Source organism: Streptomyces sp. NPDC047853 (genome assembly GCF_043204535.1).
Lineage (GTDB): Bacteria > Actinomycetota > Actinomycetes > Streptomycetales > Streptomycetaceae > Streptomyces.
This window is the reverse complement of record NZ_JBIDCI010000037.1, coordinates 1-25,093: the sequence shown is the minus strand read 5'-3', so window position 1 is coordinate 25,093 and position 25,093 is coordinate 1. Positions and strand designations below refer to the sequence as shown.

18 protein-coding genes and 1 pseudogene are annotated in these 25,093 nt (G+C 71.0%); 12 read left to right on the top strand and 7 right to left on the bottom strand.

What is annotated here, in order from left to right; translation table 11 throughout:
* The first annotated feature begins 350 nt into the window (after positions 1-350).
* The 5 genes from ACGF5T_RS35595 (at position 351) to ACGF5T_RS35575 (ending at position 6,672) form a co-directional block, all read left to right on the top strand.
* A complete protein-coding gene (locus ACGF5T_RS35595; protein ID WP_366769059.1) occupies positions 351-830 on the top strand; it encodes a cation:proton antiporter regulatory subunit in 480 nt (159 codons plus the stop codon).
* Between the two features lie 3 nt (positions 831-833).
* Positions 834-2,078: a cation:proton antiporter gene (locus ACGF5T_RS35590; protein WP_366769060.1), complete on the top strand. Its 1,245-nt coding sequence runs from the start codon at positions 834-836 to the stop codon at positions 2,076-2,078.
* 216 nt (positions 2,079-2,294) lie between these two features.
* Positions 2,295-3,275, top strand: a complete 981-nt coding sequence (locus ACGF5T_RS35585) for an Acg family FMN-binding oxidoreductase (protein WP_366769061.1) — start codon at positions 2,295-2,297, stop codon at positions 3,273-3,275.
* 179 nt (positions 3,276-3,454) lie between these two features.
* Complete coding sequence (locus ACGF5T_RS35580; protein ID WP_392890315.1) at positions 3,455-4,228, top strand: universal stress protein; 774 nt, start codon at positions 3,455-3,457, stop codon at positions 4,226-4,228.
* Between the two features lie 59 nt (positions 4,229-4,287).
* Positions 4,288-6,672: a phosphoketolase family protein gene (locus tag ACGF5T_RS35575; protein ID WP_366769062.1), complete on the top strand. Its 2,385-nt coding sequence runs from the start codon at positions 4,288-4,290 to the stop codon at positions 6,670-6,672.
* Positions 6,673-6,779: 107 nt separating this feature from the next.
* Here the strand turns inward: ACGF5T_RS35575 and ACGF5T_RS35570 are convergent, their stop codons facing one another.
* The 5 genes from ACGF5T_RS35570 to ppdK form a co-directional block, all read right to left on the bottom strand.
* A complete protein-coding gene (locus ACGF5T_RS35570; RefSeq protein ID WP_366769063.1) occupies positions 6,780-7,208 on the bottom strand; it encodes an STAS domain-containing protein in 429 nt (142 codons plus the stop codon).
* A 158-nt stretch (positions 7,209-7,366) separates the two neighbouring features.
* Complete coding sequence (adhE, locus tag ACGF5T_RS35565) at positions 7,367-10,009, bottom strand: bifunctional acetaldehyde-CoA/alcohol dehydrogenase (protein ID WP_366769065.1); 2,643 nt, start codon at positions 10,007-10,009, stop codon at positions 7,367-7,369.
* Between the two features lie 224 nt (positions 10,010-10,233).
* On the bottom strand, positions 10,234-10,854 hold the full coding sequence (locus ACGF5T_RS35560; RefSeq protein WP_392890318.1) for a CBS domain-containing protein: 621 nt from the start codon (positions 10,852-10,854) through the stop codon (positions 10,234-10,236).
* A gap of 118 nt (positions 10,855-10,972) precedes the next feature.
* Positions 10,973-11,356 (bottom strand): hypothetical protein, encoded by a 384-nt coding sequence (locus ACGF5T_RS35555; RefSeq protein ID WP_087805398.1) that lies wholly within the window; start codon positions 11,354-11,356, stop codon positions 10,973-10,975.
* Positions 11,357-11,490: 134 nt separating this feature from the next.
* Positions 11,491-14,193 (bottom strand): pyruvate, phosphate dikinase, encoded by a 2,703-nt coding sequence (gene ppdK, locus ACGF5T_RS35550; protein WP_366769068.1) that lies wholly within the window; start codon positions 14,191-14,193, stop codon positions 11,491-11,493.
* A 232-nt stretch (positions 14,194-14,425) separates the two neighbouring features.
* Here ppdK and ACGF5T_RS35545 point away from each other — a divergent pair, with 232 nt between their 5' ends.
* The 5 genes and pseudogenes from ACGF5T_RS35545 to gap all read left to right on the top strand — a co-directional run bounded on the left by ACGF5T_RS35545 (position 14,426) and on the right by gap (position 20,513).
* Positions 14,426-15,370, top strand: a complete 945-nt coding sequence (locus ACGF5T_RS35545; RefSeq protein WP_366769069.1) for a universal stress protein — start codon at positions 14,426-14,428, stop codon at positions 15,368-15,370.
* Between the two features lie 142 nt (positions 15,371-15,512).
* Positions 15,513-17,771, top strand: a complete 2,259-nt coding sequence (gene pflB / locus ACGF5T_RS35540) for a formate C-acetyltransferase (protein WP_366769070.1) — start codon at positions 15,513-15,515, stop codon at positions 17,769-17,771.
* A gap of 5 nt (positions 17,772-17,776) precedes the next feature.
* On the top strand, positions 17,777-18,529 hold the full coding sequence (gene pflA / locus ACGF5T_RS35535) for a pyruvate formate-lyase-activating protein (RefSeq protein WP_366769076.1): 753 nt from the start codon (positions 17,777-17,779) through the stop codon (positions 18,527-18,529).
* A gap of 93 nt (positions 18,530-18,622) precedes the next feature.
* Positions 18,623-19,321 carry a response regulator transcription factor gene (locus ACGF5T_RS35530; protein WP_087805390.1) on the top strand — a complete coding sequence of 233 codons (699 nt, stop codon included), beginning with the start codon at positions 18,623-18,625 and terminating at the stop codon, positions 19,319-19,321.
* 164 nt (positions 19,322-19,485) lie between these two features.
* Positions 19,486-20,513 (top strand): annotated as a pseudogene (gene gap, locus ACGF5T_RS35525) (type I glyceraldehyde-3-phosphate dehydrogenase).
* 136 nt (positions 20,514-20,649) lie between these two features.
* Here gap and ACGF5T_RS35520 read toward each other — a convergent pair.
* Positions 20,650-20,898 carry a hypothetical protein gene (locus ACGF5T_RS35520; RefSeq protein WP_366769071.1) on the bottom strand — a complete coding sequence of 83 codons (249 nt, stop codon included), beginning with the start codon at positions 20,896-20,898 and terminating at the stop codon, positions 20,650-20,652.
* 327 nt (positions 20,899-21,225) lie between these two features.
* On the opposite strand from ACGF5T_RS35520, the gene ACGF5T_RS35515 reads away from it, so the two are divergent.
* Both ACGF5T_RS35515 and ACGF5T_RS35510 read left to right on the top strand, forming a co-directional pair.
* Positions 21,226-22,983 (top strand): GAF domain-containing protein, encoded by a 1,758-nt coding sequence (locus tag ACGF5T_RS35515; RefSeq protein ID WP_366769072.1) that lies wholly within the window; start codon positions 21,226-21,228, stop codon positions 22,981-22,983.
* Between the two features lie 370 nt (positions 22,984-23,353).
* Complete coding sequence (locus ACGF5T_RS35510; protein WP_366769073.1) at positions 23,354-23,788, top strand: OsmC family protein; 435 nt, start codon at positions 23,354-23,356, stop codon at positions 23,786-23,788.
* A gap of 93 nt (positions 23,789-23,881) precedes the next feature.
* On the opposite strand, the gene ACGF5T_RS35505 is transcribed toward ACGF5T_RS35510, so the two are convergent.
* Positions 23,882-24,865: an Acg family FMN-binding oxidoreductase gene (locus ACGF5T_RS35505; protein WP_366769074.1), complete on the bottom strand. Its 984-nt coding sequence runs from the start codon at positions 24,863-24,865 to the stop codon at positions 23,882-23,884.
* Between the last annotated feature and the right edge of the window lie 228 nt (positions 24,866-25,093).

Genomic DNA, 25,093 nt, shown 5'->3' with positions numbered 1-25,093 from the left:
GCCGGGAACGTCTTCGGGCTGGGCCGGCTGTGGGCGCGGCTCCCGATCGTCCGCGACCACGCGTGGCTGCGCTGAACACGACTGGTGGGGGCGGGCCCACCCCAAGGACCCGCCCCCAGCACGTCCGCGGGCCTACCGGTGTGCCGCGCGGGCCGTCCCTCGTCGGGCCGGCGCGGGATGGCGGCTCGCACCAGAGCAGGATCTTGGTCCGTGTGGGAGGGAGGCCGGGTGAGTATGTCCGGTCTCCCTCAGCACGTGCCCCGGAGCCTCTGGACGGCTACGGCGGGTCGACGCGGGTGGTCGCCGATGAGCGGACAGAACAGGTGAGTCACAGCGAGGAAGGGGCGCGTATGGACGTCAACGAGGTGCTGCTGCCCGGCGTGGGACTGCGCTACGAGTTCGTGAACCACGAGGGCCACCGGATCGGTGTCGTCGCCCAGCGCTCGGGGGAGTTCGAGTTGGTGGTCTACCCGCGGGACGACCCCGACGAGGCTCATCCGGTGCTGCGGCTCACCGGGGACGAAGCGGACGCTCTCGCCGAGATCCTCGGCGCCCCGCGCATTGCCGAGCGTTTCGCCGACTTGACGCGTGAGGTCCCCGGCTTGGACGCCGGGCGACTGGAGGTCGGCCCCGGCAGCCCGTGCGCCGGACGGCCACTGGGAGAGACCCGGGCCCGTACCCGTACCGGCGCGTCGATCGTGGCCGTGGTCCGCGGTGAGGACGTCATCGCCTCACCCGCACCTGCCCAGTGTCTGCACGTCGGAGACGTGCTGGTCGTCATCGGCACGCGCGAGGGCATCACCGGCGTACAACGCATCATCCAAGGCTGAGCCGTGCACACCCCTGTAGCCCTTCTGCTGGAACTGGGCATCATCCTGACCGCGTCGAGTTTGATCGTTGCGGGCGCCAGACGCTTCGCCCTGACGCCCGTACCGCTGTACCTGCTGGCGGGGCTCGCCTTGGGCGACGGAGGCATCGCGCCGGTCCCAGCGGCCCGCGAGTTCGTCGACACCGGCGCCGCGATCGGACTGATCCTGTTGCTGCTGACCCTCGGCCTGGATTTCACCGCCCGAGAGTTCACGGCCAGTCTGCGCTGTCACCGGTCCTCCGCTGTCGTGGACCTCGTTCTCAACGCCATCCCCGGAGCCGTGGCCGGATGGCTGTTCGGTCTCGACGCCGCAGGTGTCCTGGCCCTGGCCGGTGCGACCTACGTTTCGTCCTCCGGCATCATCGCCCGGCTTCTCGGCGATCTGCGCCGGCTCGGCAACCGTGAGACGCCCGCGGTGTTGTCGGTGCTGGTGCTGGAGGACTTCGCGATGGCCGCCTACCTCCCTCTCCTCGCGGTCGTCACCGCCGGAGGCAGCTGGTGGGAAGCGTTGTTCGCCGTACTCGCGGCCACTGCGGTGGTGGGGGCGGCGGTAGGCGCGTCGAGCCGCTGGGGACATCACGTCGGCCGAGTTCTGTCTCCAGCCGACGCCGAGCAGGTACTGCTCAGGGTGCTCGGCTTCACCCTGGTCATCGCCGCACTGGCCGAGCTGGTCCACGTCTCCGCCGCGGTCGGGGCCTTCCTGGTCGGGCTCACGCTGACCGGCGCCGCCGCCGAGCGGGCCAGGACCGTACTGGGCCCGCTGCGCGACCTGTTCGCTGCGGTGTTCTTCCTCGCTCTCGGCATGTCGGCCGATCCAGGGCATCTGCTGCCCGCGCTGCCGGCCGCAGCGGTCCTGGCCCTCATCACCGCGATCACCAAGGTGGTCACGGGGTGGTACGCCGCAGGGCGTGAGGGAGCGGGCCGCCGGGGCAGACTGAGAGCCGGGACCGCGCTCGTCGCCCGCGGGGAGTTCTCGGTCGTCGTCATCGGACTGGCCGCTACCGCACAGGACCGCCTTGCGGCCCTGGTGACCTGCTACGTGATCCTTCTGGCAGTGTGCGGTCCCGTACTCACCCGCCTGGCCCCGACCCGTGGCGTGCCCTCGCGCATGAGGGCGTCCGACCGGGCGTCGGGCATGCTCGACAAGCCCCGGCCTTCCACAGCCGCATCTGCACCGGACCCGGCGCGCAGTGAGGTCCGCTCCGGCTGACCGTTCCCGGCCGCGGGCAGGGCAACTGACGTCACCGACGGACAGGGCACATGGGCCAGTGGGCCCGTACCACGGACCGATCGCCTCTGCCCGGTACCGCCGGGCGGCGCGACGCTGGAGGTGGGCAGAGAACCGTCTTCTCCACCACGCGCCGTTGGTCTTCACGGCCAATCGTCGTGCCCCGTCGTCCCGCCCTCATGAAAGGCAGGCACTCCCATGTCCTTCCGCAGCGGGCGCCCCTCTCACGCGTCCACCTTCCTCGTCCGTGCGGCGATGACCGCGCCGTTGCTTCTGAACACCCAGCCCTGGCGCTTCGTCGCGGACGGCGACATGGAGATCGAGCTGCACGCGGACACCCGGCGCGGGCTGCCACTCGCCGACCCCCACGGACGGGAACTCGTGCTCGGTTGCGGCGCCGCCTTGTTCAACATGCGGCTGGCCATGTTGCACCTGGGTTTCCGGCCCGTGGTCCACACGTTCCCCGATCCACAGGACCCGGCACACCTCGCCACTGTCGGGTGGGGTGCCTACACCCGGCCCACTGACGAGGAACAGCGTCTGTACGCCGCTCTGGGCCGACGGCACACTGCACACGGTTCCTTCCTGCCGGAACCGTTGCCCCGAGATCTCGTCGACGACATGCGGGATCATACGCATCGGGAGGGCGCGGACCTGCACGTCCTCGATGACGTCGCGGAACGGCGACTGCTGGCCGAACTGGTCCGTGTGGGCGAGGAAGCCCATCGCACCGACGCACGGCTCGCCACCGAGCAGGCCGCCTGGACCTGGCGGCTCGCCCGGCCACGAGACGACGGTGTGCCGGCCGACGTCAGCGTCCTCCACCCCGACTCCACCGCCCTCGCCGGGCGGGACTACGCGGGGTTGACGGACATGTTCCCCACGCCTCCTCGACGATGGCCCGCCCGGACCGGATTGGTGGTGCTCCTCGCCACGGGCAAGGACCATCCGCTCACCTGGTTGCGGTCCGGGCAGGCACTTCAGCGGCTGCTCCTGCACGCGGCCGGGCACGGAGTCATGGCGGCCTTCCACACACAGCCTCTCGAAGTGCCTCACCTGCGCACCCGTGTCCGACAGGCTCTCACCGCCGGGCAGTTCCCGCAGGTGATCCTGCGCCTCGGATACGCACCACGCGTACGTGCTCTGCCCCGGCGCGCCCTCGCCGACGTACTCGGCTGACGCCGGTCCCGGCGGGCTGCGCGGCTTCGGACCGGGGGCACTGCACCTCGGGGCCGTACGGCGGAGGGCCGGCCCGTTCGGCCCCTGTACCGGAGTGGGGCGCCGCAGCAGCCTTTCGTCGAGTAAGCGGGGCTGCGTCGTCGGCCGGTCCCGTCAAGCGAAGGAGGGGAGGGATCGTCATGGACGGCCCGGTCGTGATGGCGTTGGACAGCTCGCGTGAGGTTCCCGCGGTCGTGGACTGCGCGGCGCGTGAGGCGGATCGGCGAGGAGTGGCCCTGCGGTTCACTCAGGCCATCGCATGGCCTACCGGCGGAATACCGGCCGGCGTGCCGCCCTGGGACCCGGACAGGCCCGCACCGCGCGAGAGGGACGGTCTGCCACCGGCGGCATTGCGGAGAGCTCATGTGGTCGCACCGAAGGTCGACATCACTCACGAGGTCCTCTTGGGTGATCCCGCGGCAGTGCTGGAGGCCGCTGCACGGGACGCGTCGCTCGTCGTACTCGGCCGCCGCCGGCAGGGGGCCGGCGATCCACGCCGCGACAAGGTCGTGCGCAGGCTGATGCGCCACAGTGTCTGCCCGGTGCTGGTGGTCGACGCCGCGGCCGACTCGACCGCTCCCGTGCTGGTGGCCGTCGACGCGTCGGCGTCCGCCGGAGAGGCTGTAGAGGCCATGGAGTGCGCCTTCGCCGAAGCCTCGGCCCGAGGCGTGTCTCTGCTGGTCCTGCGACGTCGGTTCCCTTGGAGTTCTCAAGCGCGCGGAGCGTCGGTTGCCGCGGAGCTTCCCGGACTCAGAAGGCGTTTCCCGGACGTTGCGGTGTGCTGTCTGTCCGCACAGGGATGGAGGAGGCAGCTATGGGGAACAACGGCTCAATTGGTCGTACTGCCCGGTCATGGCAGTCCACAGAAGGGTCCGGTCGGCCCTGTCGGGTACCCGGTGAACGGGGCAGGGTGAGACGAAAGACCTCGCAGGGCTCTCCGTCGAGCCGACCATCGATCGCAAGGGAACCCAAGATGTGCGCCCATTCGCAACAGGTGTCCAGTCCGCTCTCGGACGAGGAATTAAGGAGGCTGGACGCCCATTGGCGTGCAGCGAACTATCTGTCCGTCGGCCAGATCTACCTGATGTCCAATCCTCTGCTCACCGAACCGCTGCGCGCTGAGCACGTCAAGCCGCGGCTGCTCGGTCACTGGGGCACTTCACCTGGCCTCAACCTCGTGTACACACACCTCAACCGACTCGTCCGCTCCCGGGGACTGGAAGCCCTCTGTATCTGGGGGCCCGGTCACGGCGGCCCCGCCGTGGTGGCCAATTCCTGGCTGGAAGGGTCGTACACGGAGACCTACCCGGACATCACCCGGGACGCCGCCGGGATGGCCCGGCTGTTCCGGCAGTTCTCGTTCCCCGGAGGCGTCCCCAGCCACGTGGCCCCGGAGACGCCCGGCTCCATCCACGAGGGCGGGGAACTCGGCTACGCCCTCTCCCACGCCTACGGCGCCGCCTTCGACAACCCCGGCCTGCTGGTCACCTGTGTCATCGGTGACGGTGAGGCGGAGACGGGGCCGCTGGCCGCCTCCTGGCACTCGAACAAGTTCCTGGACCCCGTGCAGGACGGTGCCGTCCTGCCGATCCTGCACCTCAACGGCTACAAGATCGCCAATCCCACCGTGCTGTCCCGGCTTCCGGAGTCCGAACTCGACGAACTCCTCAAAGGATACGGACACGAGCCCATCCACGTCACCGGAGACGAGCCGGCCGCCGTCCACCGCGCGATGGCCCAGGCCATGGACACCGCCGCGGACCGTATCGCCGCTGTTCAGCGCGCCGCCCGCGAGGAGGGGGAGACGGAGCGGCCCCGCTGGCCGATGATCGTTCTGCGTACCCCCAAGGGCTGGACCGGCCCCGCCGAGGTCGACGGTCTTCCCGTGGAAGGGACCTGGCGAGCTCACCAGGTCCCCCTGTCAGCCGTCCGGGACAACCCCGACCACCTGCGGCAGCTCGAGGAATGGCTGCTCTCCTACCGGCCGCAAGAGCTGTTCGACGAGCACGGGGCACCTCGCCCGGACGTCCTGACGTGCGTCCCCGACGGCGCACGCAGGTTGGGATCGACCCCGCACGCCAACGGCGGCCTGCTGGTGCGCGAACTCCCGCTGCCGCCTCTGGAGAGGTTCGCCGTCCCGGTGGACAAGCCGGGCGCGACCCTGCACGAACCCACTCGCGTCCTCGGCGACCTGCTGGAGTACATCATGCGCGAGACCGCCGACCGACGTGACTTCCGCGTCGTCGGCCCCGACGAGACCGCCTCCAACCGCCTCCAGGCCGTCTACGGCGCCAGCGGCAAGGCATGGCAGGCCCGCACCCTTGATGTGGACGAGCACCTGGACCGCCACGGCCGGGTGATGGAGATTCTCTCCGAACACACGTGCCAGGGCTGGCTGGAGGGATACCTTCTCACCGGCCGGCACGGGCTGTTCTCCTGCTACGAAGCGTTCGTCCACATCGTCGACTCCATGGTCAACCAGCACATCAAATGGCTGCGCGTGACCCGCCGCCTGCCCTGGCGCGCGCCCATCGCCTCCCTCAACTACCTGCTCACCTCGCACGTGTGGCGCCAGGACCACAACGGCTTCTCCCACCAGGACCCGGGCTTCGTCGACCACATCCTCAACAAGAGTCCCGAAGCCGTACGGGTCTACCTGCCGCCGGACGCCAACACCCTTCTCTCCGTCGCCGACCACGCCCTGCGCAGCCGCGACTACGTCAACGTGATCGTCGCCGGCAAACAGCCCTGCTTCGACTGGCTGACCATGGAGGAGGCCCGGGTGCACTGCGCGCGCGGCGCCGGCATCTGGGACTGGGCCGGCACCGAGGACGGCACCCGGGAACCCGACGTGGTGCTCGCCTGCGCGGGCGACGTACCCACACAGGAGGTACTGGCCGCCGCACAGCTGCTGAGGCACCATCTGCCGGAGCTGGCCGTCCGGGTCGTCAACGTCGTCGACATCGCCCGGCTGCTGCCGAGCGAGGAACATCCCCACGGCATGAGCGACTTCGAGTACAACGGCCTGTTCACCCCCGACAAGCCGGTCGTCTTCGCCTACCACGGCTACCCGTGGCTGATTCACCGACTGGCCTACCGCCGCACGGGCCACCAGCACCTGCATGTGCGCGGCTACAAGGAAATGGGCACGACCACCACACCGTTCGACATGGTGGTCCGCAACGACCTGGACCGCTACCGGCTGGTCATGGACGTCGTCGACCGTGTCCCCGGCCTCGCGGTGCGCGCGGCGGCCGTGCGCCAGGGGATGGAGGACGCCCGGCTGCGCCACCACGCGTACATCCGCGAGCACGGTGTCGACCCTCCCGAGGTAGCCGACTGGACGTGGGACGGCTGACAGGAGCCCCGAGGGGCCCGGACCGCGGATGTCGGATCCGCTGTCCGGGCCCTGCTGCGTCCGCTCCCTGGGCGAGTGGGTGGCGCCCGCGGAGAACTGCCCGCCCGTCAGCGAGACCGGCTGAAGCCCCCACTTGGGCGGTCGGCGAAGGCCGGCACGACGCGTCGGTACCCGCGGGGCTGGACAGCCAGGGCGTCCGTCAGCGATCTGTAGACATCGAAGGAGTCCGCCAGCCCGGTGCGGCGCACGATGTCGCGTAAGCGGTCGCTGCCGGAGACGAGACGCAGCCTGCCGTGCCGCTCACGGATCCGCTTACGTGCCCTGCACAGCACTCCCAGCGCGGCGCAGTCCAGGAAGGGCACAGGACTGAGGTCCACGACCAGATCGGGGTGGGGGCATGCGGTGAGGGCGTCCAGCCGGGCCGTGACGATCGGTGTCACGGCGATGTCGAGGTCTCCGCGCAGTTCCAGGACGGTCGTGTGGCCGACGGTGAACTCGGAGCGGATCGGGCCGGTGCGGGCCTGCTCGTGCGTCATGGGGACAGCCAAGGCCAGGTGCTCGCCGGGCAGTAGGGTCCGATGGCCCATGCGCGGGGGCCCGTGCGACCCCTCGGGACGTCAGCCCCGCCGGGCATGGCGAAGCCGCCGCGCGGAAGCTGTCAGGCACCCGCGCGGCGGCCTCCGGCACGGCCTGTTCAGCCGTGGTACGCCGTGCGCATGAGTTCCTGCATGTCGTCGAGCATCGGCATGCGCGGGTTGGCCGGCGCGCACTGGTCCTCGTAGGCGTTGAGGGCCTGCTGGGGCAGGGCGTCGAGGAAGGCGCGCTCGTCGACGCCGAGGGCCTGGAACGTCGGCTCTATGCCGACGGCGTCGCGGAGCCGCTCGACGGCCGCGGCGAGTGACTCCACGCCCTCGGCCGGAGTGGCCGCGGGCAGCCCGAGGGTGCGGGCGATGTCCTGGAAGCGTTCGGGGGCGCGGTAGTTCTCGTACTTGGGCCAGCCGGTCAGCTTCGTCGGGACGGTGCCGTTGTAGCGGATGACGTGCGGCAGCAGGACCGCGTTGGTGCGCCCGTGCGCGATGTGGAACGTGGCGCCGAGGGTGTGCGACATGGCATGGACGATGCCGAGGAAGGCGTTGCCGAAGGCCATGCCCGCGATGGTGCCGGCGTTGTGCATCTTCTCCCGGGCCTCCGCGGCGTTGGCGCGGTTGTTCACGGCCGCCTCGATGTTTCCAAAGACCAGGCGGATGGCGTGCAGGGCGAGGCCGTCGGTGAAGTCGTTGGCGTAGACGGACAGGTACGCCTCGATGGCGTGGGTGAGGGCGTCGAAGCCGCTGTCGGCGGCGAGCGCCGGGGGCAACGCGGTCGTGAGGAGGGGGTCGATGATCGCGACGCTGGGGGTGAGGGCGTAGTCGGCGAGCGGGTACTTCTTGCCGGTCGCGGGGTCGGAGATGACGGCGAACGGGGTGACCTCGGCGCCGGTGCCGGAGGTGGTGGGCACGCAGACCAGGCGGGCCTGCGTGCCGAGGGTGGGGAAGCGGAAGGCGCGCTTGCGGATGTCGGAGAACTTCTGCCGCATGTCCGCGAAGTCGATGCCGGGCTGCTCGTACAGCAGCCACATGACCTTGGCGGCGTCCATGGGGGAGCCACCGCCGAGCGCGATGATCGTGTCGGGGCGGAAGTCCCGCATGAGGTCGGCGCCGTGCTGGACGGAGTCGATGCTGGGTTCGGGCTGGACGTTGTCGATGATCTGGAGGGTGACCGGTTCCCGACGCCGTTGCAGGACGCGGCTGATGCGGTCGACGAATCCGAGGCGGGTCATGGTGGCGTCGGTGACGATGGTGACGCGGTGGACGTCCGGCATGGAGGTCAGGTAGCGGATGGCCTGCGGTTCGAAGTAGATCTTCGGCGGGACTTTGAACCACTGGAGATTGTTGCGGCGGGTGGAGACCCGCTTGACGTTGAGGAGCTGGGCGGCGGAGACGTTGTTGGCCACCGACGTGCTGCCCCAGGAGCCGCACCCCAGCGTGAGCGAGGGCAGCAGACCGTTGTAGATGCCGCCGATCGCGCCCTGCGAGGACGGCGAGTTGACGATGATCCGTACCGTCTTCATCCGCATGCCGTACGCCTCCGCCACGGCAGGCTCCTCGGTGTGGATGACGGCGCTGTGGCCCTGGCCGTGGAAGGCGACCATGTCGGCGGCGAGGTCGAACCCGCGGCGCTCGTCCTCGGCGCGCAGTACGGCGAGTACCGGGCAGAGCTTCTCACGGGTCAGCGGTTCGTCCGGGCCGACCCGTTCGGACTCGACCAGGATGACCGAGGTGTCTGCCGGCACCGAGAATCCGGCCCGCTCGGCGATCCACGCCGGGCTCTGCCCGACGGCGGCCGCGTTGACCTTGGGTTCGCAGCCGGCGCCCGAACCGCCGGTGGCGGGAAAGAGGAAGGACTCCAGCTTCGCCTTCTCCTCCGGGGTGGCCAGATGGGCGTGCAGGGAGCGGAACTCGGTGATCGCGGCGTCGTAGATCTTCTTGTCCAGGATGACGGCCTGCTCGGAGGCGCAGATCATGCCGTTGTCGAACGACTTGGACAGCACGAGGTCGTTGACGGCTCGGCGCAGCTTGGCGCTGCGGTGGACGTAGGCCGGGACGTTGCCGGCACCGACCCCGAGGGCCGGCTTGCCGGCCGAGTAGGCGGCCTTGACCATGGCGTTGCCGCCGGTGGCGAGGATCAGCGAGACGCCCGGGTGATGCATGAGCGTGCGGGTGGCCTCGACGGACGGGGCCTCGATCCACTGCACGCAGTGCTCCGGCGCTCCGGCGGCAATGGCCGCGTCCCGCACGACGCGGGCCGCTGCGGAGCTGCACCGCTGGGCGGAGGGATGGAACGCGAAGATCACCGGGTTGCGGGTTTTCAGCGCCATCAGCGCCTTGAAGACCGTGGTCGAGGTCGGGTTGGTGACGGGGGTGACCGCGGCCACCACGCCCACCGGTTCGGCGATCTCCACCATGTCCTCGATGTCGTCCCGGCTGATGACCCCGACGGTCTTCGTGTGGCCCATGCTGTGCGTGACGTGCTCGCACGCGAACATGTTCTTGGCGGCCTTGTCCTCGAAGACCCCGCGCCCCGTCTCCTCGACCGCCAGGCGGGCCAGGGCGGTGTGCTGGTCGAGGGCGGCGACCGACGCCTTCTTGACGATGTGGTCGACCTGTTCCTGGGAGAGGGCCTCGTAGTCGGCGAGAGCCTTGAGGCCGGCCGTGACCAGACGGTCCACGGCGACCGCGGTGTCGGACGGGGCGTCGATCCCGACGCGGTCCTTGGTCCGCACGTCCTGTCGGGTCATGGTGGTGTGCCTCCGTTGTCAGGGACCGCCGTGCTCATGCGGCGGCTCGGGACGGGAGGGACACCGCGGGGGACCGGCGCCCCTCCCTGGCTCCACTCTCCGACGGGTCCCGGTGCCGTGGCAGGCGCCGAAGGGGCCCCTCTCGCGTCCGTCCGGCCCGGCTGGGCAGGGACCGTCGGCCCCGGCACGGCCGGCCCGCCGCACGTCGGCGCCGGCCGCTGAGGTCACGGGCTCACGGTCCGGTGGGACGGGGTGGGCGACTCGCGGTCGTCGATGCGAAAGCCCAGGCCGTTCACCACGCCGACCACGCCGTCGAGCCGCCAGACGGCGTGCACTAGTTCCGGCACCTGGCTACGCGCTTCCACCCGGCCGTCGAGGGTGACGACGCCGTCGCGGACAGCGACGCAGACCGCGTCGGACGGCAGCCCCATCGCGGTCACGACGATCTCCTCGGTCACCTGGCGGCGGATGTCGTCGTCCGCGCGCAGGAAGACCCGTAGCAGGTCACGGCGGGTGGCGATGCCGATGAGGCGGTCGGCCTCGTCGACCACGGGCAGTCGCTCGACGCCGCGGCGCTCCATGAGCCTGGCGGCGTCCGGCACGGTCTGCTCGGGGTGCACGGTGATGGCGGGGCTCGACATCACGTCGCCCGCCGTCACGGACGGCGGCGGAGCGGGGCCGTCCCGGTGCGCCTGGTTGCGTACGAGGTCGCTGCCGGACAGGACGCCGAGGACCTTGTCGTCGGCGTCGACCACCGGCAACCCGCTGATCCGGTGGTGGTCGAGCAACCGGACGACCTCTTTGAACGGTGTCGTTCGGCGGGCGTGGACGACGTCCCTGGTCATTACCTCGCCGACGATGTGAGCGGTCACGGCGGACCTCCTTTACGAGCGCGAGCGGGGGAGGGCCGGAGCCCGGTTCGGCTCCGGCTCCCCGCCAGGTCGGGCGGGCGCCGTGTGGCGCCTACTTCTGCGGGCCGCCGCGCCACGGGGGCGGGGCGGCCGTCCGGCGGGTGGTGTCGCTTCGGTGGGTGACGCGTTCGGTGGCGGAGCGCAGCCGGTCGTGGAGCCGGTCGGCGAGTTCGCGGGCGCTCGCCTCGCGCGCGTGGACGACGACGAGGTCGCTGCCGACCCGGATGTCGGTGCGGCCGGACCAGGGCAGTTCCACATGGTGGGCCGATGCCCGCCGTACGCGCACCTCACCGTTCACGGGCGGCAGGCCGGGCCGGTCCAGAGCGGCGGCGACCTTCTCGTGGAGGTAGGCGAGAGATTCCTCGTCCACCTCGCCGTCGGCGCGGACCAGCACGGCGGCGGCGGTCTCACGGGCACCGATGTCCTTGGCGGTCATGTGTTCCACTCCCTGTGATCGTTCTGCGTCGCCCCAAGCCTGCTGCGCCGGTCGCTCCCGTCCCAGGGGCGACCGGCCCTGGACGGAGGAGCGGCCGGTCCCTGGCGTGAGGCCGAGCGGCCCCGTCTCGCGGTTCACCTGCTGTCGCTCCCCTCGGTTTCCTCCAGCGCCGCCCGCCCCGCCTCCAGCCGCGCCACCGGCACCCGGAACGGCGAGCAGGAGACGTAGTCCAGTCCGGCGGTGTGGAAGAAGTGCACCGAGTCGGGGTCGCCGCCGTGCTCACCGCACACCCCGATCTTGAGGTCCGGGCGGGTGGCGCGGCCCTCGGCGACCGCGATGTTCACCAGTCGACCGACCCCCTCGCGGTCGAGCGCCTCGAAGGGGGAGGTGGAGAAGACGCCCTTGTCCAGGTAGGCGGAGAAGAACTCCGCCTCGACGTCGTCGCGGGAGAAGCCCCAGGTCGTCTGGGTCAGGTCATTGGTGCCGAAGGAGAAGAACTCGGCTTCCTCGGCGATCCGGCCCGCCGTCAGGGCGGCCCTGGGCAACTCGATCATGGTGCCGACCGGGCAGTCGAGGACGACTCCGGCCGCCCGTGAGATCTCGGCCAGCACGCGCTGGACCTCCGCGCGTACGAGGCGTAGTTCACGGACGTCGCCGACGAGCGGGACCATGATCTCCGCCTGGGGTGCGCCACCGGCCAACAGGCGCTCAGTGACGGCCTCACCGATCGCCCGGACCTGCATGGCGACCAGGCCGGGCACGACCAGGCCCAGGCGTACGCCGCGCAGCCCGAGCATCGGGTTCTCCTCGTGCATGCGGTTCACCGCGCCGAGCAGTTCGACGTCGTGCGTGTCCGGCTCCTCGCCACGGGCCTGAGCGGTGGCGATCCGCACCGCCAGTTCGGTGTGGTCGGGCAGAAATTCGTGCAGTGGCGGGTCCAGCAGCCGGATGGTGACCGGCAGACCGTCCATGGCCTCCAGGATGCCGACGAAGTCCTGCCGCTGAAGCGGCAGGAGCTCCGCCAGGGCCCGGTCGCGCTCGGCGTCCGTGCCGGCCAGGATCATCTGCTCGACCAGCTTGCGGCGTTCACCGAGGAACATGTGCTCGGTGCGGCACAGGCCGATGCCCTGCGCTCCGAACCGGCGGGCCCGGACGGCGTCCTCCGGGGTGTCGGCGTTGGCCCGCACCTCCAGCCGCCGCACGGTGTCGGCGCGGGCCAGCGCCCGGGCCACCGCGTCGACCACGTCCACGCCCTGCGAGCCACCGCCGCCCCGGCCGTCCTCCAGATACCGGATCACCGCCGAGTCCACCAGCGGCACCGAACCGGCGTACACCGCTCCGGCGGAGCCGTCCACCGAGACGACGGTGCCTTCCTCGACCACGGTGCCGTCCGCGGCGGTGAAGCGCCGGGCCTCGGTGTCCACGGTGAGCTCCTCGGCGCCGCACACGCAGACCTTGCCCATGCCGCGGGCGACGACGGCCGCGTGGCTGGTCTTGCCGCCCCGGCTGGTGAGGACCGCCTGAGCGGCGATCATGCCGGGCAGGTCGTCCGGGGTGGTCTCCTGACGGACCAGGACCACCTTCTCGCCGGCCGCGGCGCGGCGCACCGCTTGGGCGGAGTCGAAGACCACGCTCCCGACCGCCGCGCCGGGAGAGGCAGGGACGCCGTGGGCGAGTGCGGTACCGGTCGCGGAGGCGTCGAAGCGCGGGAACATCAGCCGGGCCAGGCCCTCGCCGCTCACCCGGGCCAGCGCCTCGTCCGGGGTGATGAGCCCTTCGTCGGCCAGCTCGGCGGCGAGAACGAAGGCGGCCTCGGCGGTGCGCTTGCCGACCCGGGTCTGGAGCATCCACAGGGTGGCGCGTTCGATGGTGAACTCGATGTCGCACAGATCCCGGTAGTGGCGTTCCAGGGTGCACATGTGCGTGCGCAGCCCGTCGTAGGACGCGGCGTCCAGGCGCTCCAGCTCGGCCAGCGGCACGGTGTTGCGGATGCCGGCGACGACGTCCTCGCCCTGCGCGTCGGGCAGATAGTCGCCGTACAGGCCGGAACGGCCGGTGGCCGGGTCGCGGGTGAAGGCGACGCCGCTGCCTGAGTCGGCCCCGAGATTGCCGAAGACCATGCGCTGGACGTTGACGGCGGTGCCCAGGTCGTCGGCGATGTGCTCGCGGCGCCGGTACAGGCGGGCGCGTTCGCCGTTCCAGGACTCGAAGACGGCCAGGACCGCCCGGCGCAGCTGCTCGGCGGGGGACTGGGGGAAGTGGTCACCTGTCTCCAGGTGGATCAGGTTCTTGTACGTCTCGACCAGCTCGGCCAGGTCGGATGCCGTCAGGTGCACGTCGTCCTGGACGCCGCGCAGGTCCCTGAGGAGCGCGAGAGACCGCTCGAAGCGGGAGGAGTCGACGCCCATGACCGTACTGCCGAACATCTGGATGAGGCGGCGGTAGGAGTCCCAGGCGAAGCGTTCGCTGCCCGAGACCTTGGCGAGCCCCAGGACAGAGTCGTCGTTGAGGCCGATGTCGAGGATCGTCTCCATCATGCCGGGCATGGAGAACTTCGCGCCGGAGCGGACGGACAGCAGCAGCGGGTCGTCCGGCTGCCCCAGTGAACGGCCGGCGGAGGCTTCGAGGGCGGACAGGCGCGCGGAGACCTGCTCCCACAGGCCCGCGGGTTCGCTGCCCGTCTCCAGGAAGGCGCGGCACGCCTCGGTGGTGAGGGTGAATCCCGGCGGTACGGGGAGCCCGAGCCGGGTCATCTCCGCCAGGTTCGATCCCTTGCCGCCGAGGAGATCGGCCATGTCACGGCCGCCCTCGGTGAAGTCGTACACGTAACGGACCATGACGCTGCGCTCCTCAAGCGTTGGGGCGTGATGACTCCAGCGTCTGACGGGGGCGGGCCCGACGCGAGGTGCCGGCCGTCCCGCGTGAGGGACCGGTCGGCCCCCGACGGGCCCTCGTCGTTCCGGGGGGACCATCGGCGCCCTGCCGGGGCTGTACGGCCCGTGGACCACCGGCACGGCCGGGCCGAGGCTGGAGGCCATCGGAATTCGACGACCAGGGAGGGGACACGTCATGCCACACGACATCGTGGTGGGGATCGACGGATCGACCGAAGGACTCGCCGCCGCGCACTGGGCGGCCCAGGAAGCGCAGAGGCGAGGAACCGGACTCGGCGTGGTCCACGTCTGGCACCGCCACCCCCACCCCGCGCCGTACGTCCCCATGGACAGCACCGAGCGCGACTGGGCCGAGCAGCTCCTGGGTGAGGCCGTACGCAGTGTCCGGGCCGCCCACCCGGGTCTACGGATCAACGGTCGACTCGTGTGCGACGCCACGGCGGCCGGCCTGCTCAAGGCCGCGGCCGACGCCGACCTGCTGGTCCTCGGTTCCCGTGGCCTCGGAGCCCTGGGCGGCTTCCTCACGGGCTCCGTCTCCCAGCGAGTCGTCGGCCGGACCCCCCACCCGGTCGTCCTGGTCCGCGCGGGTCGGTCCGCCGCCGACGAGCACCTGCCGGCCACCGACGGCGTCGCCCCCGAGGAGATACCACAGACGCCCTACCGCCAGGTGGTCCTGGGGCTGCAGACGGACCGTCCTTGCGACGAACTGATCGAGTTCGCCTTCGACGCCGCCCGCCGGCGTGGCACCGGCCTGTCCGTGGTCCACGCCTTCCGGACCGCCTTCCGGCCCGCCCCCGTTCCGTCCGTGCCCCTGATGACCGCGGCCCCGGAGGGCCCGGCTCCCGTTCCGTGGCCGCAGGCTCAGGCGCTGGCGGACCAGGAGCGCACCGTGACGGCCGTGCTGCGTCCTTGGCGGGAGAAGTACCCTACCGTCCCCGTGACCGAGACGGTCACCGAGGGGCGCGCCGCGGTGGTTCTGGTGCGGGCCGCTCGGGACGCGGGCCTCCTGGTGGTGGGCCGCCGCGGGGTCGATCACCAGGTCGGTGTCTTCACGGGGCCGGTTACGCACGCCGTCCTGCACCACGTCGGATGTCCCGTCGCCGTGGTTCCGCACGACTGACACCACGGCGGCCGGTCGGGGCCGAAGGTCCCGGCCGGTCGGGGCCGCACGGGACCACCCGGTGCCCTGTCCGGCACTCCTCGCCGCGGACCCGCACGACGAGCATCGACAGTGACAAGGCCGTACGACGAGAGGACCTGTGATGACCGCGACGGTGACAGCCGGCCCCCGGACCGCCGACGCCTGGCGGCAGTTCGCCGGGAGCGGGTGGCGTGAGCGCATCGACGTGCGCGACTTCATCCAGGCCAACTACACGCCCTACGAGGGCGACGCCTCCTTCCTGGTCGGCCCCACGGACCGCACCCGCGCGGTCTGGGAGAAGGTCAGCGCGCTGTTCCCGGAGGAGCGGCGCAGGGGGGTGCTCGACGTGGACGCCGCCACCCCCTCCACCATCACCTCGCACGCCCCCGGCTACATCGACCGCGACCGCGAGCTGATCGTCGGCCTGCAGACGGACGCCCCGCTGAAGCGGGCGATCATGCCCAACGGCGGCCTGCGCATGGTGGAGAACGGGCTGAAGGCGTACGGCTACGAGCCCGACCCGTTCGTCACGAAGGTGTTCGACACCTACCGCAAGACCCACAACGCGGGCGTCTTCGACGCCTACACCCCCGCCATGCGCGCCGCCCGCAAGGTCGGCATCATCACCGGCCTGCCCGACGCCTACGGCCGCGGCCGGATCATCGGGGACTACCGCCGCGTCGCCCTGTACGGCACCGACCGGCTCGCTGAGGCCAAGCGTGCCGAGCGAGCCCTGCTGGACGCCCGGCCGTCCACAGCCGACGTCGTCCGCGACCGTGAGGAACTCGCCGAGCAGATTCGGGCGCTGGGAGAACTGGCCGAGATGGCCGCGTCCTACCGCTGCGACGTCACCCGGCCCGCGGCCACCGCGCACGAGGCCGTCCAGTGGCTCTACCTCGGCTTCCTCGCCGCGGTGAAGGAGCAGAACGGCGCGGCCATGTCACTGGGCCGTACCTCCACCTTCCTGGACGTCTACCTCCAGCGCGACCTCGACGAGGGGCTCCTCGACGAGAGGCGGGCCCAGGAGCTGATCGACGACTTCGTCATCAAGCTGCGCATCGTGCGCTTCCTGCGCACCCCCGAGTACGACGCCCTGTTCTCCGGCGATCCGACCTGGGTGACAGAGTCCATCGGAGGCATCGGCGCAGACGGCCGCCCGCTGGTCACCCGCACTTCCTTCCGCTTCCTGCAGACCCTCTACAACCTCGGCCCCGCACCGGAACCGAACCTGACTGTCCTGTGGTCGCCCCGCCTGCCGGCCGGCTTCAAGGAGTTCTGCGCCCAGGTGTCCATCGACACCAGCGCCGTCCAGTACGAGTCCGACGACCTGATGCGCCCGCGCACCGGCGACGACACCGCCATCGCCTGCTGCGTCTCCGCCATGGCGGTCGGCAAGCAGATGCAGTTCTTCGGAGCCCGCGTCAACCTCGCCAAGGCGCTGCTGTACGCCGTCAACGGCGGCCGGGACGAGATGACCGGCGACCAGATCACCCCGGAGATGCCGCCGCTGTCCGCCGAGTACCTGGACTACGACCAACTGTCGGACGCCTACGACCGCGTACTGGACTGGCTGGCCCAGACCTACGTCGACGCACTCAACGTCATCCACTACATGCACGACAAGTACGCCTACGAGCGCATCGAGATGGCCCTGCACGACCACCCGGTGCACCGCTTCATGGCCTGCGGCATCGCCGGCCTGTCCGTCGCCGTGGACAGCCTCTCCGCCGTCAAGCACGCCCGGGTCAAGATCATCCGCGACGCGTCCGGACTGGCCGTGGACTTCCACACCGAGGGCGACTTCCCGGCGTACGGCAACAACGACGACCGGGCCGACGCCCTCGCCGTCACCCTCGTGGAGTCGTTCATGGCGAAGGTGCGCGAGCACCCCACCTACCGCGACGCCGAACACACGCAGTCGGTGCTGACCATCACCTCCAACGTCGTGTACGGCAACCACACCGGCAACACCCCCGACGGCCGCCGCGCCGGCCAGCCCTTCGCGCCCGGCGCCAACCCGATGAACGGCCGCGACCAGCACGGCGTGGCCGCCTCCGCCCTCTCGGTGGCCAAGCTGCCCTATGAGGCGGCACGCGACGGCATCTCCCTGACCACCACGATCACCCCGGAAGGGCTGGGCCACGTCCCCATGGAGCGGGCCGGTCACATGGTCGGCATCCTCGACGCCTACATGTCCGCGGGCGGCTTCCACATGAACGTCAACGTGCTGGACCGCGCCGTGCTGGAGGACGCGATGGAACACCCGGAGAAGTACCCCGAGCTGACGATCAGGGTCTCCGGCTACGCGGTGAACTTCGTCCGCCTGACCCGCGAGCAGCAGCTCGACGTGATCAGCCGCACCTTCCACGGATCGCTGTGAGCACGATGTCCCCGACCGTGGCAGCGGGATCGGTCACCGGCCGCATCCACTCCTGGGACCTGTCCACCGGCGTGGACGGTCCCGGGACCCGCTTCGTCCTCTTCGCCAGTGGCTGCCCCCTGCGCTGCCTCTACTGCGCCAACCCCGACACCTGGCACATGCGAGACGGCCGGGAGGCCACCGTCGACGAGGTGATGGCGGAGATCGCCAAGTACCGGGACTTCCTCGTTACGGCCGGCGGGGGAGTGACCCTCACCGGTGGCGAACCCCTGCTCCAGCCGGCCTTCACTGCGGCGGTCCTGCGCTGCTGCAAGGCGGCCGGCCTGCACACCGCCCTCGACACCTCCGGCTTCCTCGGCGCCCGAGCCACGGAAACGCTCCTGACCGACACCGACCTGGTGCTGCTGGACATCAAGTCGTTCGACGTCCCGACGTACCGGAAGCTGACCGGCGGTGCCCTCGCCCCCACCCTGAACTTCGCCACCCGTCTCGACGGGCTGGGCAAGCGCGTGTGGATCAGGTACGTCCTGGTGCCCGGCTGGACCGACGACGAGGAGGCCGTCGACGGACTCGCCGGATTCCTCTCCGGCCTCGCCTGCGTGGAGCGGGTCGACATCCTGCCGTTCCACAAGCTCGGCGCCGCAAAGTACGACGCCCTGGGCATCCCCTTTCCCCTGCGTGAGGCCCCGGTCCCCGATCGGGCGCTGGTGGACCGGGTGCGTGGCCAGTTCCGCGAGCGCGGCCTCATGGCCCACTGACGCAGGCGAAATCGGGGCCGACCGGCCCTGGACCTCGGCCATCCTGGGAAGAAAGGATTCCGACACAGACCGAGGCATTGCGAGGAGCATTCGATGGCGCACAGCGAGCAGGGCGACAGCACGGGAAGCCCGATCAGGGTCTTCCTCCTGGACGACCACGAAGTGGTACGACGCGGGGTGCACGACCTGCTGGACGACGAACCGGACATCACCGTGGTCGGAGAAGCCGCGACGGTGGAACAGGCGCTGGTCCGGGTCCCCGCCCTGCGCCCCGACGTGGCCGTCCTCGACGTGCGCCTGCCCGACGGAGACGGCGTGACCGTCTGCCGCGAGCTGCGGTCGCAGATGCCGGACCTGGCCTGCCTGATGCTGACCTCCTTCGACGACGAGGAGGCGCTGCTGGATTCGATCATGGCGGGGGCGGCCGGATACGTCCTCAAGCAGATCCAGGGCTCGGACCTGGTCTCGGCCGTGCGCACGGTGGCCCGCGGCCAGTCGCTGCTGGACGCCAGCGCCACGACCAAGCTGATGGCACGGCTGCGGGGCGGCGGGCAGCAGCCGGCCGAGGAGCCGGAGATGCTGCCGGGTCTCACCGACCGGGAACGCGAGATCCTCGAACTGATCGGCGAAGGGCTCACCAACCGGCAGATCGGCCAGCGGCTCTACCTGGCCGAGAAGACGGTCAAGAACCACATCTCCCGCCTGCTCGCCAAGCTCGGCGTGGAACGCCGTATCCAGGCCGCCGTCATCGCCACCCAGGCACGCGACCGGATGCGCACCGAAGGCCAGTAACGGGCCGAGTCCCTCGCTCGGCCCCGCGCCCGGTCCCGCGGGGGCCGAAGGTCCCCACGGCCCGCCCCCGCCCGGCCCATACCCGCACGGACTCCCGGGCGGCAGGCTGAGAGCGGTCCCGGAACACCGCCGGGCATCGCCGCACCCAGGGGAGGACTGAAGACATGACCGTGCGAGTGGGTATCAACGGCTTCGGCCGGATCGGCCGGAACTACCTGCGTTGCGTCCTGGAACGCACCGGCGCTGCGGCAGCGCCGCTGGAGGTGGTGGCGGTCAACGACGTCACCTCCCCGGCGGCGCTCGCGCACCTGCTGACGTACGACTCGACGTACGGCCGGCTGAACCGCCCCGTCGAGCACGACGAGGCCTCGCTGACCGCGTGGACGGACACCGCATCGCGGTGACCGCCGAGCGTGACCCGGCCGCGCTGGACTGGGGCGGCCTCGGCGTGGACGTGGTGATCGAGTCCACCGGCCGCTTCCGCACCCGCGACCAGGCCGGCCTGCACCTGGCGGCCGGCGCGCGCAAGGTACTCCTGTCCGTGCCCGGCAAGGACGTCGATGCCACGATCGTCATGGGCGTCAACGAGGGTACGTACGACCCGGAGAACCACCACGTGATCTCCAACGCCTCGTGCACCACCAACTGCGTGGCCCCCATGGTCAAGGTCCTCGACGAGCACTTCGGCGTCGTCAAGGGACTGATGACCACGATCCACGGCTACACCAACGACCAGGTGGTCCTGGACGGCCCCCACAAGGACCTGCGCCGGGGCCGTTCGGCGGCGGTCAACATCATCCCCACCACCACCGGCGCCGCCCGCGCCGTCGGCCTGGTCCTGCCCGAGCTGGCGGGCACGCTGGACGGCAGCGCCGTGCGCGTTCCGGTCGAGGACGGCTCGCTGACCGACCTGACCGTGGTACTCGAGCGGGCGGTGAGCGCGGAGGAGATCAACGCCGCCTACCGCGAGGACGCCGAAGGACCGCTGAAGGACGTCCTGCGGGTGTCCGACGCCCCGATCGTCTCCCGCGACGTGGTCGGCGACCCGGCCTCCTGCGTCCTGGATGCCCCCCTCACCCAGACCCACGGCGACCTGGTCAAGGTCTTCGGCTGGTACGACAACGAATGGGGTTACACCAACCGACTGATCGACCTCACCTCGTACGTCGCGGCCCGACTGCCCCGGAGCTGACGGTTCCTGTCCTGTGACACCCAACTTTGAGCGCGTGTCAGCGAAGTTTGATCGGCGGGATCGGTACTCACGGCCGTGCAGCGGTGCGGAGCATTCGCCCAGAGAGAAGGCTCCGCACGGCTGTGCACAGGCGAGGTCAGCGGCTGGTATCTGGTGCGGTGACGCACGCCGCGTAGAGATCTCCCACGCCCAAGCCCCCCTGCTTCCAGGGAGCCGGGCACACGATGTTGGCGGCGGCCAGAGGGGCACTAACGGTGCCCACAAGATGGTAAACCTCGCCCATCACGGGCGTGGGGTCGATCGGTGCGGGGGCTGCCGAGGCCGCCGTGCTGCTGCCGAGAATCGCGACGCTGGCCAGTGCCGCGACGGCTGCCAGCGTGGTCACACGCATCAAGGTTGCTCCGTTCGTTCGTGTCACACCCGCAGGAGGGCGATGCGCATGAGAACGACTTCGGCCTGATCTTGGTTACGCCGCCGACAGCCAGACCACGACGGACCGTCGCTCGTGTCCGACTCGCAGCGCCAGATGATCCCGGCGCCCACTCAACTTCAACGGCAAATGATCAAAGTCCGATGGCACAGGACAGTTGACAGTTCCGGCCAGCCGGCCCTGCGGCTGCGCTGATCCCTTATCGTCTCCCTGTTCGAGCCGCTACCGTGGCAGGTGCACGGTAAGGCTGCCGACATGCGGTGAGGCGTTGGAGGAGCAGCGGTGGAGAACGCCGAGGAGGCCCACGAGGCACGGGTACGGCTGCCCCAGCTGCGCTTGGACGAGCTGCTGGAGGAGCTGCAGGCCCGGCTGGACGCGGCGCGCGGCACCCGGGACCGGGTCCACAGCCTCCTGGAGGCCGTGCTGTCGGTCGGCCGTGAGCTCGACCTGGAGCAGGCGCTGCGCAGCATCGTCGAGGCCGCGGCGGCCCTGGTCGACGCGGAGTACGCGGCGCTGGGGGTGATCGGTCCGGACGGCAAGCGGCTGTCGGCCTTCCACACGGTAGGCGTCGACGCGGAGCAGATCGCGCGCATCGGCCCCTACCCGGAGGGTCACGGCATCCTGGGCGAGCTGATCCGCCGCCCCGAGCCGCTGCGCCTGGCCAAGCTCTCCGACCACCCTGCTTCCTACGGGTTCCCGGCCCACCACCCGCCGATGAACACCTTCCTCGGCGTACCGATCCGGGTGCGCGACCACATCTTCGGCAACCTGTATTTGACGGAGAAGCGCGGCGGGCAGCAGTTCGACGAGGACGACGAGTCGGTGCTGGCGACGCTGGCCGTGGCGGCTGGCGTCGCGATCGACAACGCCCGTCTCTACGAGGAGTCCCGGCTGCGCGAGCGCTGGCTCCAGGTTAACGCCGAGATCACTCACACCCTGATGTCCGGCGCGGACCAGGGCGGTGTGCTGGCGCTGATCGCGGAGCGTGCCCGGGAGATCACCGCTTCCGCCCTGAGCGTGGTGGCCATGCCCGTGAGCGGAACCGACAACCTCGCCGTCGAACTCGCCATCGGCCAACAGGCCGACGCATGGCGCGGGATCGTACTGCCCACGGAGGGCACACTCATCGGGCAGGCGTTCGTCCAGCGGGCACCGGTCAGCAGCCCAGACGTCTCGTGCGACTCCCGGGTCTCAGCCGGTCCGCCACGCTTCGAAGGGCTCGGACCGGCCGTAGCTGTGCCGATCGGCACGGGCGACGAGGCCCGCGGTGTGGTGCTGCTGGTCCGGCAGTCCGGCGGCCGGGAGTTCTCCGAGAAGGAGACCGAGCCGCTCCAGGTCTTCGCCGCCCAGGCCGCCGTCGCGATGGAACTGGCGGAACGACGTGCGGACGCCGAACAGATCACCCTGCTGGAGGACCGCGACCGGATCGCCCGCGACCTGCACGACCTGGCCATCCAACGGCTTTTCGCCACCGGCATGACCCTGCAGAGCGCCGGTCGCCGCGTCCAGGACGCCATGGCCTCCGAGCGGATCCTGCGGGCGGTGGACGACCTCGACGAGACCATCAAGATCATCAGATCGACGATCTTCGGCCTCCGCTCCCGCGACGACGACACGGCGCCCGGCCTGCGATCCCGCGCGGTGCGCGCGATCGGCGAGGCCGCCCCGCTCCTCGGCTTCGCTCCCAGCGTCCGCATGGAGGGCCTGCTCGACACGCACGTGCCGAACCAGACCGCCGACCACGTCATGGCCGTCCTCACCGAATCCCTGACCAACGTCGCCCGGCACGCCGGCGCCGACCGCACCGACGTCGTGCTGGAGACGGACGGCAAGCAGGTCCGCCTGACGGTCACGGACAACGGCGTCGGCATCCCGGACGGAGGCCGCCGCAGCGGTCTAACTAACATGGCCGAGCGAGCGCAGAAGCTCGGCGGCGACCTGGAGCTGGAAAGCCCCGGCGGCAAGGGGACGCGGCTGGTGTGGCACGCGCCGCTGGCGCAGTCCCCGGACACGGCGGAGAGCGGCCGGTCCGCCCGGTGACACAGGGTGCCGGCGGGAGCGGCACCTTGAGGGCCCCTGCCGAACGGGGGCAGCCGCACCGGGACCATCGGCACACGGCGCGCGGGTCCCCCGGCCCATGCCGGCGGACCGCGACCGCGGTCCAATTGAGGTGCCGAGGCGGACGACCGGGGCCGTCCCGGCCCGCCGGCCCGGCCCGGGTGGGCGGAGCAGCCGCGTCGAGCGCGCTTGCGGATCGAGGGCAAGGCACCCGGCCGGGAGACGTCATGAAGATGACCAGCCGCTGCGGACGCACCATCAACGTCACACGACTCGCGCCCCAGGATCTCCCGGCTTCCATGAGACGCGTCGTCCTGGACACCGCCCGTGCCCCGCACGACAGCCGGGTCCCGTGGCTGTCGCCGGCGACGCCTTCGAAGTGCGGGTACGGAGACACGTCCTGACCGTCGACCAGCCACGGACCGCCGGTGGCAGGGACACGGCACCCACGCCCGTGGAACTCTTCATCGCGTCCGTGGCCTCCTGCACCGCGCACTACGCGGGCCGGTATCTGGACCGGCATGGTCTCAGCCGGGACGGCCTGACCGTCCGGGCGGACTTCCGCATGGCCGACGACCGCCCCGCACGGGTCGCTTCCCTGTCGATGACCGTCCACGCCCCGTCCCTGCCCGCCGAGCGGCTGACCGCGCTGCGTGCGGTGGTTTCGCACTGCACGGTGAGCAACACACCGGCCGACGCTCCCGACATGCAGGTGCACGTCGGTTGCGAGCCGGAAAGTGCGGAGACGCCACCGGCCGTGGAACACGGGCACGTCGACGCCGGGTGACAGGTGCGGCAGAAGGGCACGGAGTGCTCACGCTGACCGACTTGAAAAGCACCGCCCGGTCGCGTCGTCGACGGGACCGGGCGGCACGCGTGTTCATACGTCGGCTTCCACTACCTCCTCGACCGGGCGGCGCGGTGACGCGGGACCCTCGGGCCCGTACCCGAGCCGGATCACCATCTGCGTGTACACGCGAGGACCGTCGCCCGGCAGACCGTCGAGGGCCCGGCGCAGATCGGGCCACTCCATCGCCTGGTGAAGAAGCGACGCGCGCACTCCGCGCCGGGTGGCCAGCAGAAGCACGTGTTCCAGGGCCTGGCCGGCCCGCAGCCAGTCCGTCCGCCGGTCGTGTGCCGTGGACAGCAGCGCGAGCGTAGGACGCGTCTCGAAGGCACGGGCGGGCAGCACCTCCGGGTGCCGGTGGGCCCCGAAGTCCCGCATCGGCATGCGCTCCAGGGCATCCTGCGGGCCGAGAACCGCTGCCGGGAGCCCCACCCACGGGGAGTGCGGGCCACTGACCAGCCGACGGTTCTCCGCCGCGCGGTCGGTGTCCGCCCGGTTGCGCCACTCCGCCTCCCGCGTGGCGCGCAACACCCGCTCGGTGTCGTTGCGCCCCGGGAAACACAGGGTCGCACCCTCCAGATGGGCTGCCTCGGCCAGCTCGGCGAGCAGGTCCGACGGCAGCGGTCGCCCGGAGAAGGGGAAACGACTGCTGTGCCGGCGCCACACCGCCTCGTACAAGCCGGTCGACGGGGCACCACGCACCGCTTCGGCGAGCCGGACCGTGGCGAGCAGAGCGGGACGGTCCGGGCGCGGGAGCAGCCGGGTCACCGGTTCCCAGCCCAAGTGGGCGGCGGCGACACGCAGGTTGAGGACCGCGCAGCCCACGGACACATGCACGGCGCGGCCCACCGGGTCGGTGTGGCGCAGCGTCCGGTCAGCGGCGGCGTCGATCCGTACCGTGCGGGTGTCGGTATCGAGCCGGAAGCGCCAGGGCTGGGTGTTGTGCAGGGACGGCGCGGCCACGGCTGCCGCGACCAGCCGCTCCACGGCGGGAGCGTCGCGGGTCGTCGAGCTCATCGGGACTCCTTCCCGCCCACGTCCGAGGGCGGCTGGGCTGGTGGGTGAACCCTTCCCAGCCTTTGCCCCCTGCCGGCCCGCGCGTAAGGGGCCGTCCGGTCACCGCCCGGCACCGTTCGGCCTTGTCCTCCCCTGGTGGCCGAAGGTCCCTGTGGATTGGGGCTGTTGGGGCCCTGGGGTGTGGCCCTTCGGCGTCGGGTGCGGGGTGGTGGGGTCCGGGAGAGTGAG

Bases quoted from the DNA above. Each gene is read 5' to 3' on its own strand.
- ACGF5T_RS35595 (WP_366769059.1), top strand. From the start codon at position 351: ATGGACGTCAACGAGGTGCTGCTGCCCGGCGTGGGACTGCGCTACGAG.
- ACGF5T_RS35585 (WP_366769061.1), top strand. From the start codon at position 2,295: ATGTCCTTCCGCAGCGGGCGCCCCTCTCACGCGTCCACCTTCCTCGTC.
- ACGF5T_RS35580 (WP_392890315.1), top strand. From the start codon at position 3,455: ATGGACGGCCCGGTCGTGATGGCGTTGGACAGCTCGCGTGAGGTTCCC.
- ACGF5T_RS35575 (WP_366769062.1), top strand. From the start codon at position 4,288: ATGTGCGCCCATTCGCAACAGGTGTCCAGTCCGCTCTCGGACGAGGAA.
- ACGF5T_RS35570 (WP_366769063.1), bottom strand. From the start codon at position 7,208: ATGACGCACGAGCAGGCCCGCACCGGCCCGATCCGCTCCGAGTTCACC.
- adhE (WP_366769065.1), bottom strand. From the start codon at position 10,009: ATGACCCGACAGGACGTGCGGACCAAGGACCGCGTCGGGATCGACGCC.
- ACGF5T_RS35560 (WP_392890318.1), bottom strand. From the start codon at position 10,854: ATGACCAGGGACGTCGTCCACGCCCGCCGAACGACACCGTTCAAAGAG.
- ACGF5T_RS35555 (WP_087805398.1), bottom strand. From the start codon at position 11,356: ATGACCGCCAAGGACATCGGTGCCCGTGAGACCGCCGCCGCCGTGCTG.
- ppdK (WP_366769068.1), bottom strand. From the start codon at position 14,193: ATGGTCCGTTACGTGTACGACTTCACCGAGGGCGGCCGTGACATGGCC.
- ACGF5T_RS35545 (WP_366769069.1), top strand. From the start codon at position 14,426: ATGCCACACGACATCGTGGTGGGGATCGACGGATCGACCGAAGGACTC.
- pflB (WP_366769070.1), top strand. From the start codon at position 15,513: ATGACCGCGACGGTGACAGCCGGCCCCCGGACCGCCGACGCCTGGCGG.
- pflA (WP_366769076.1), top strand. From the start codon at position 17,777: ATGTCCCCGACCGTGGCAGCGGGATCGGTCACCGGCCGCATCCACTCC.
- ACGF5T_RS35530 (WP_087805390.1), top strand. From the start codon at position 18,623: ATGGCGCACAGCGAGCAGGGCGACAGCACGGGAAGCCCGATCAGGGTC.
- ACGF5T_RS35505 (WP_366769074.1), bottom strand. From the start codon at position 24,865: ATGAGCTCGACGACCCGCGACGCTCCCGCCGTGGAGCGGCTGGTCGCG.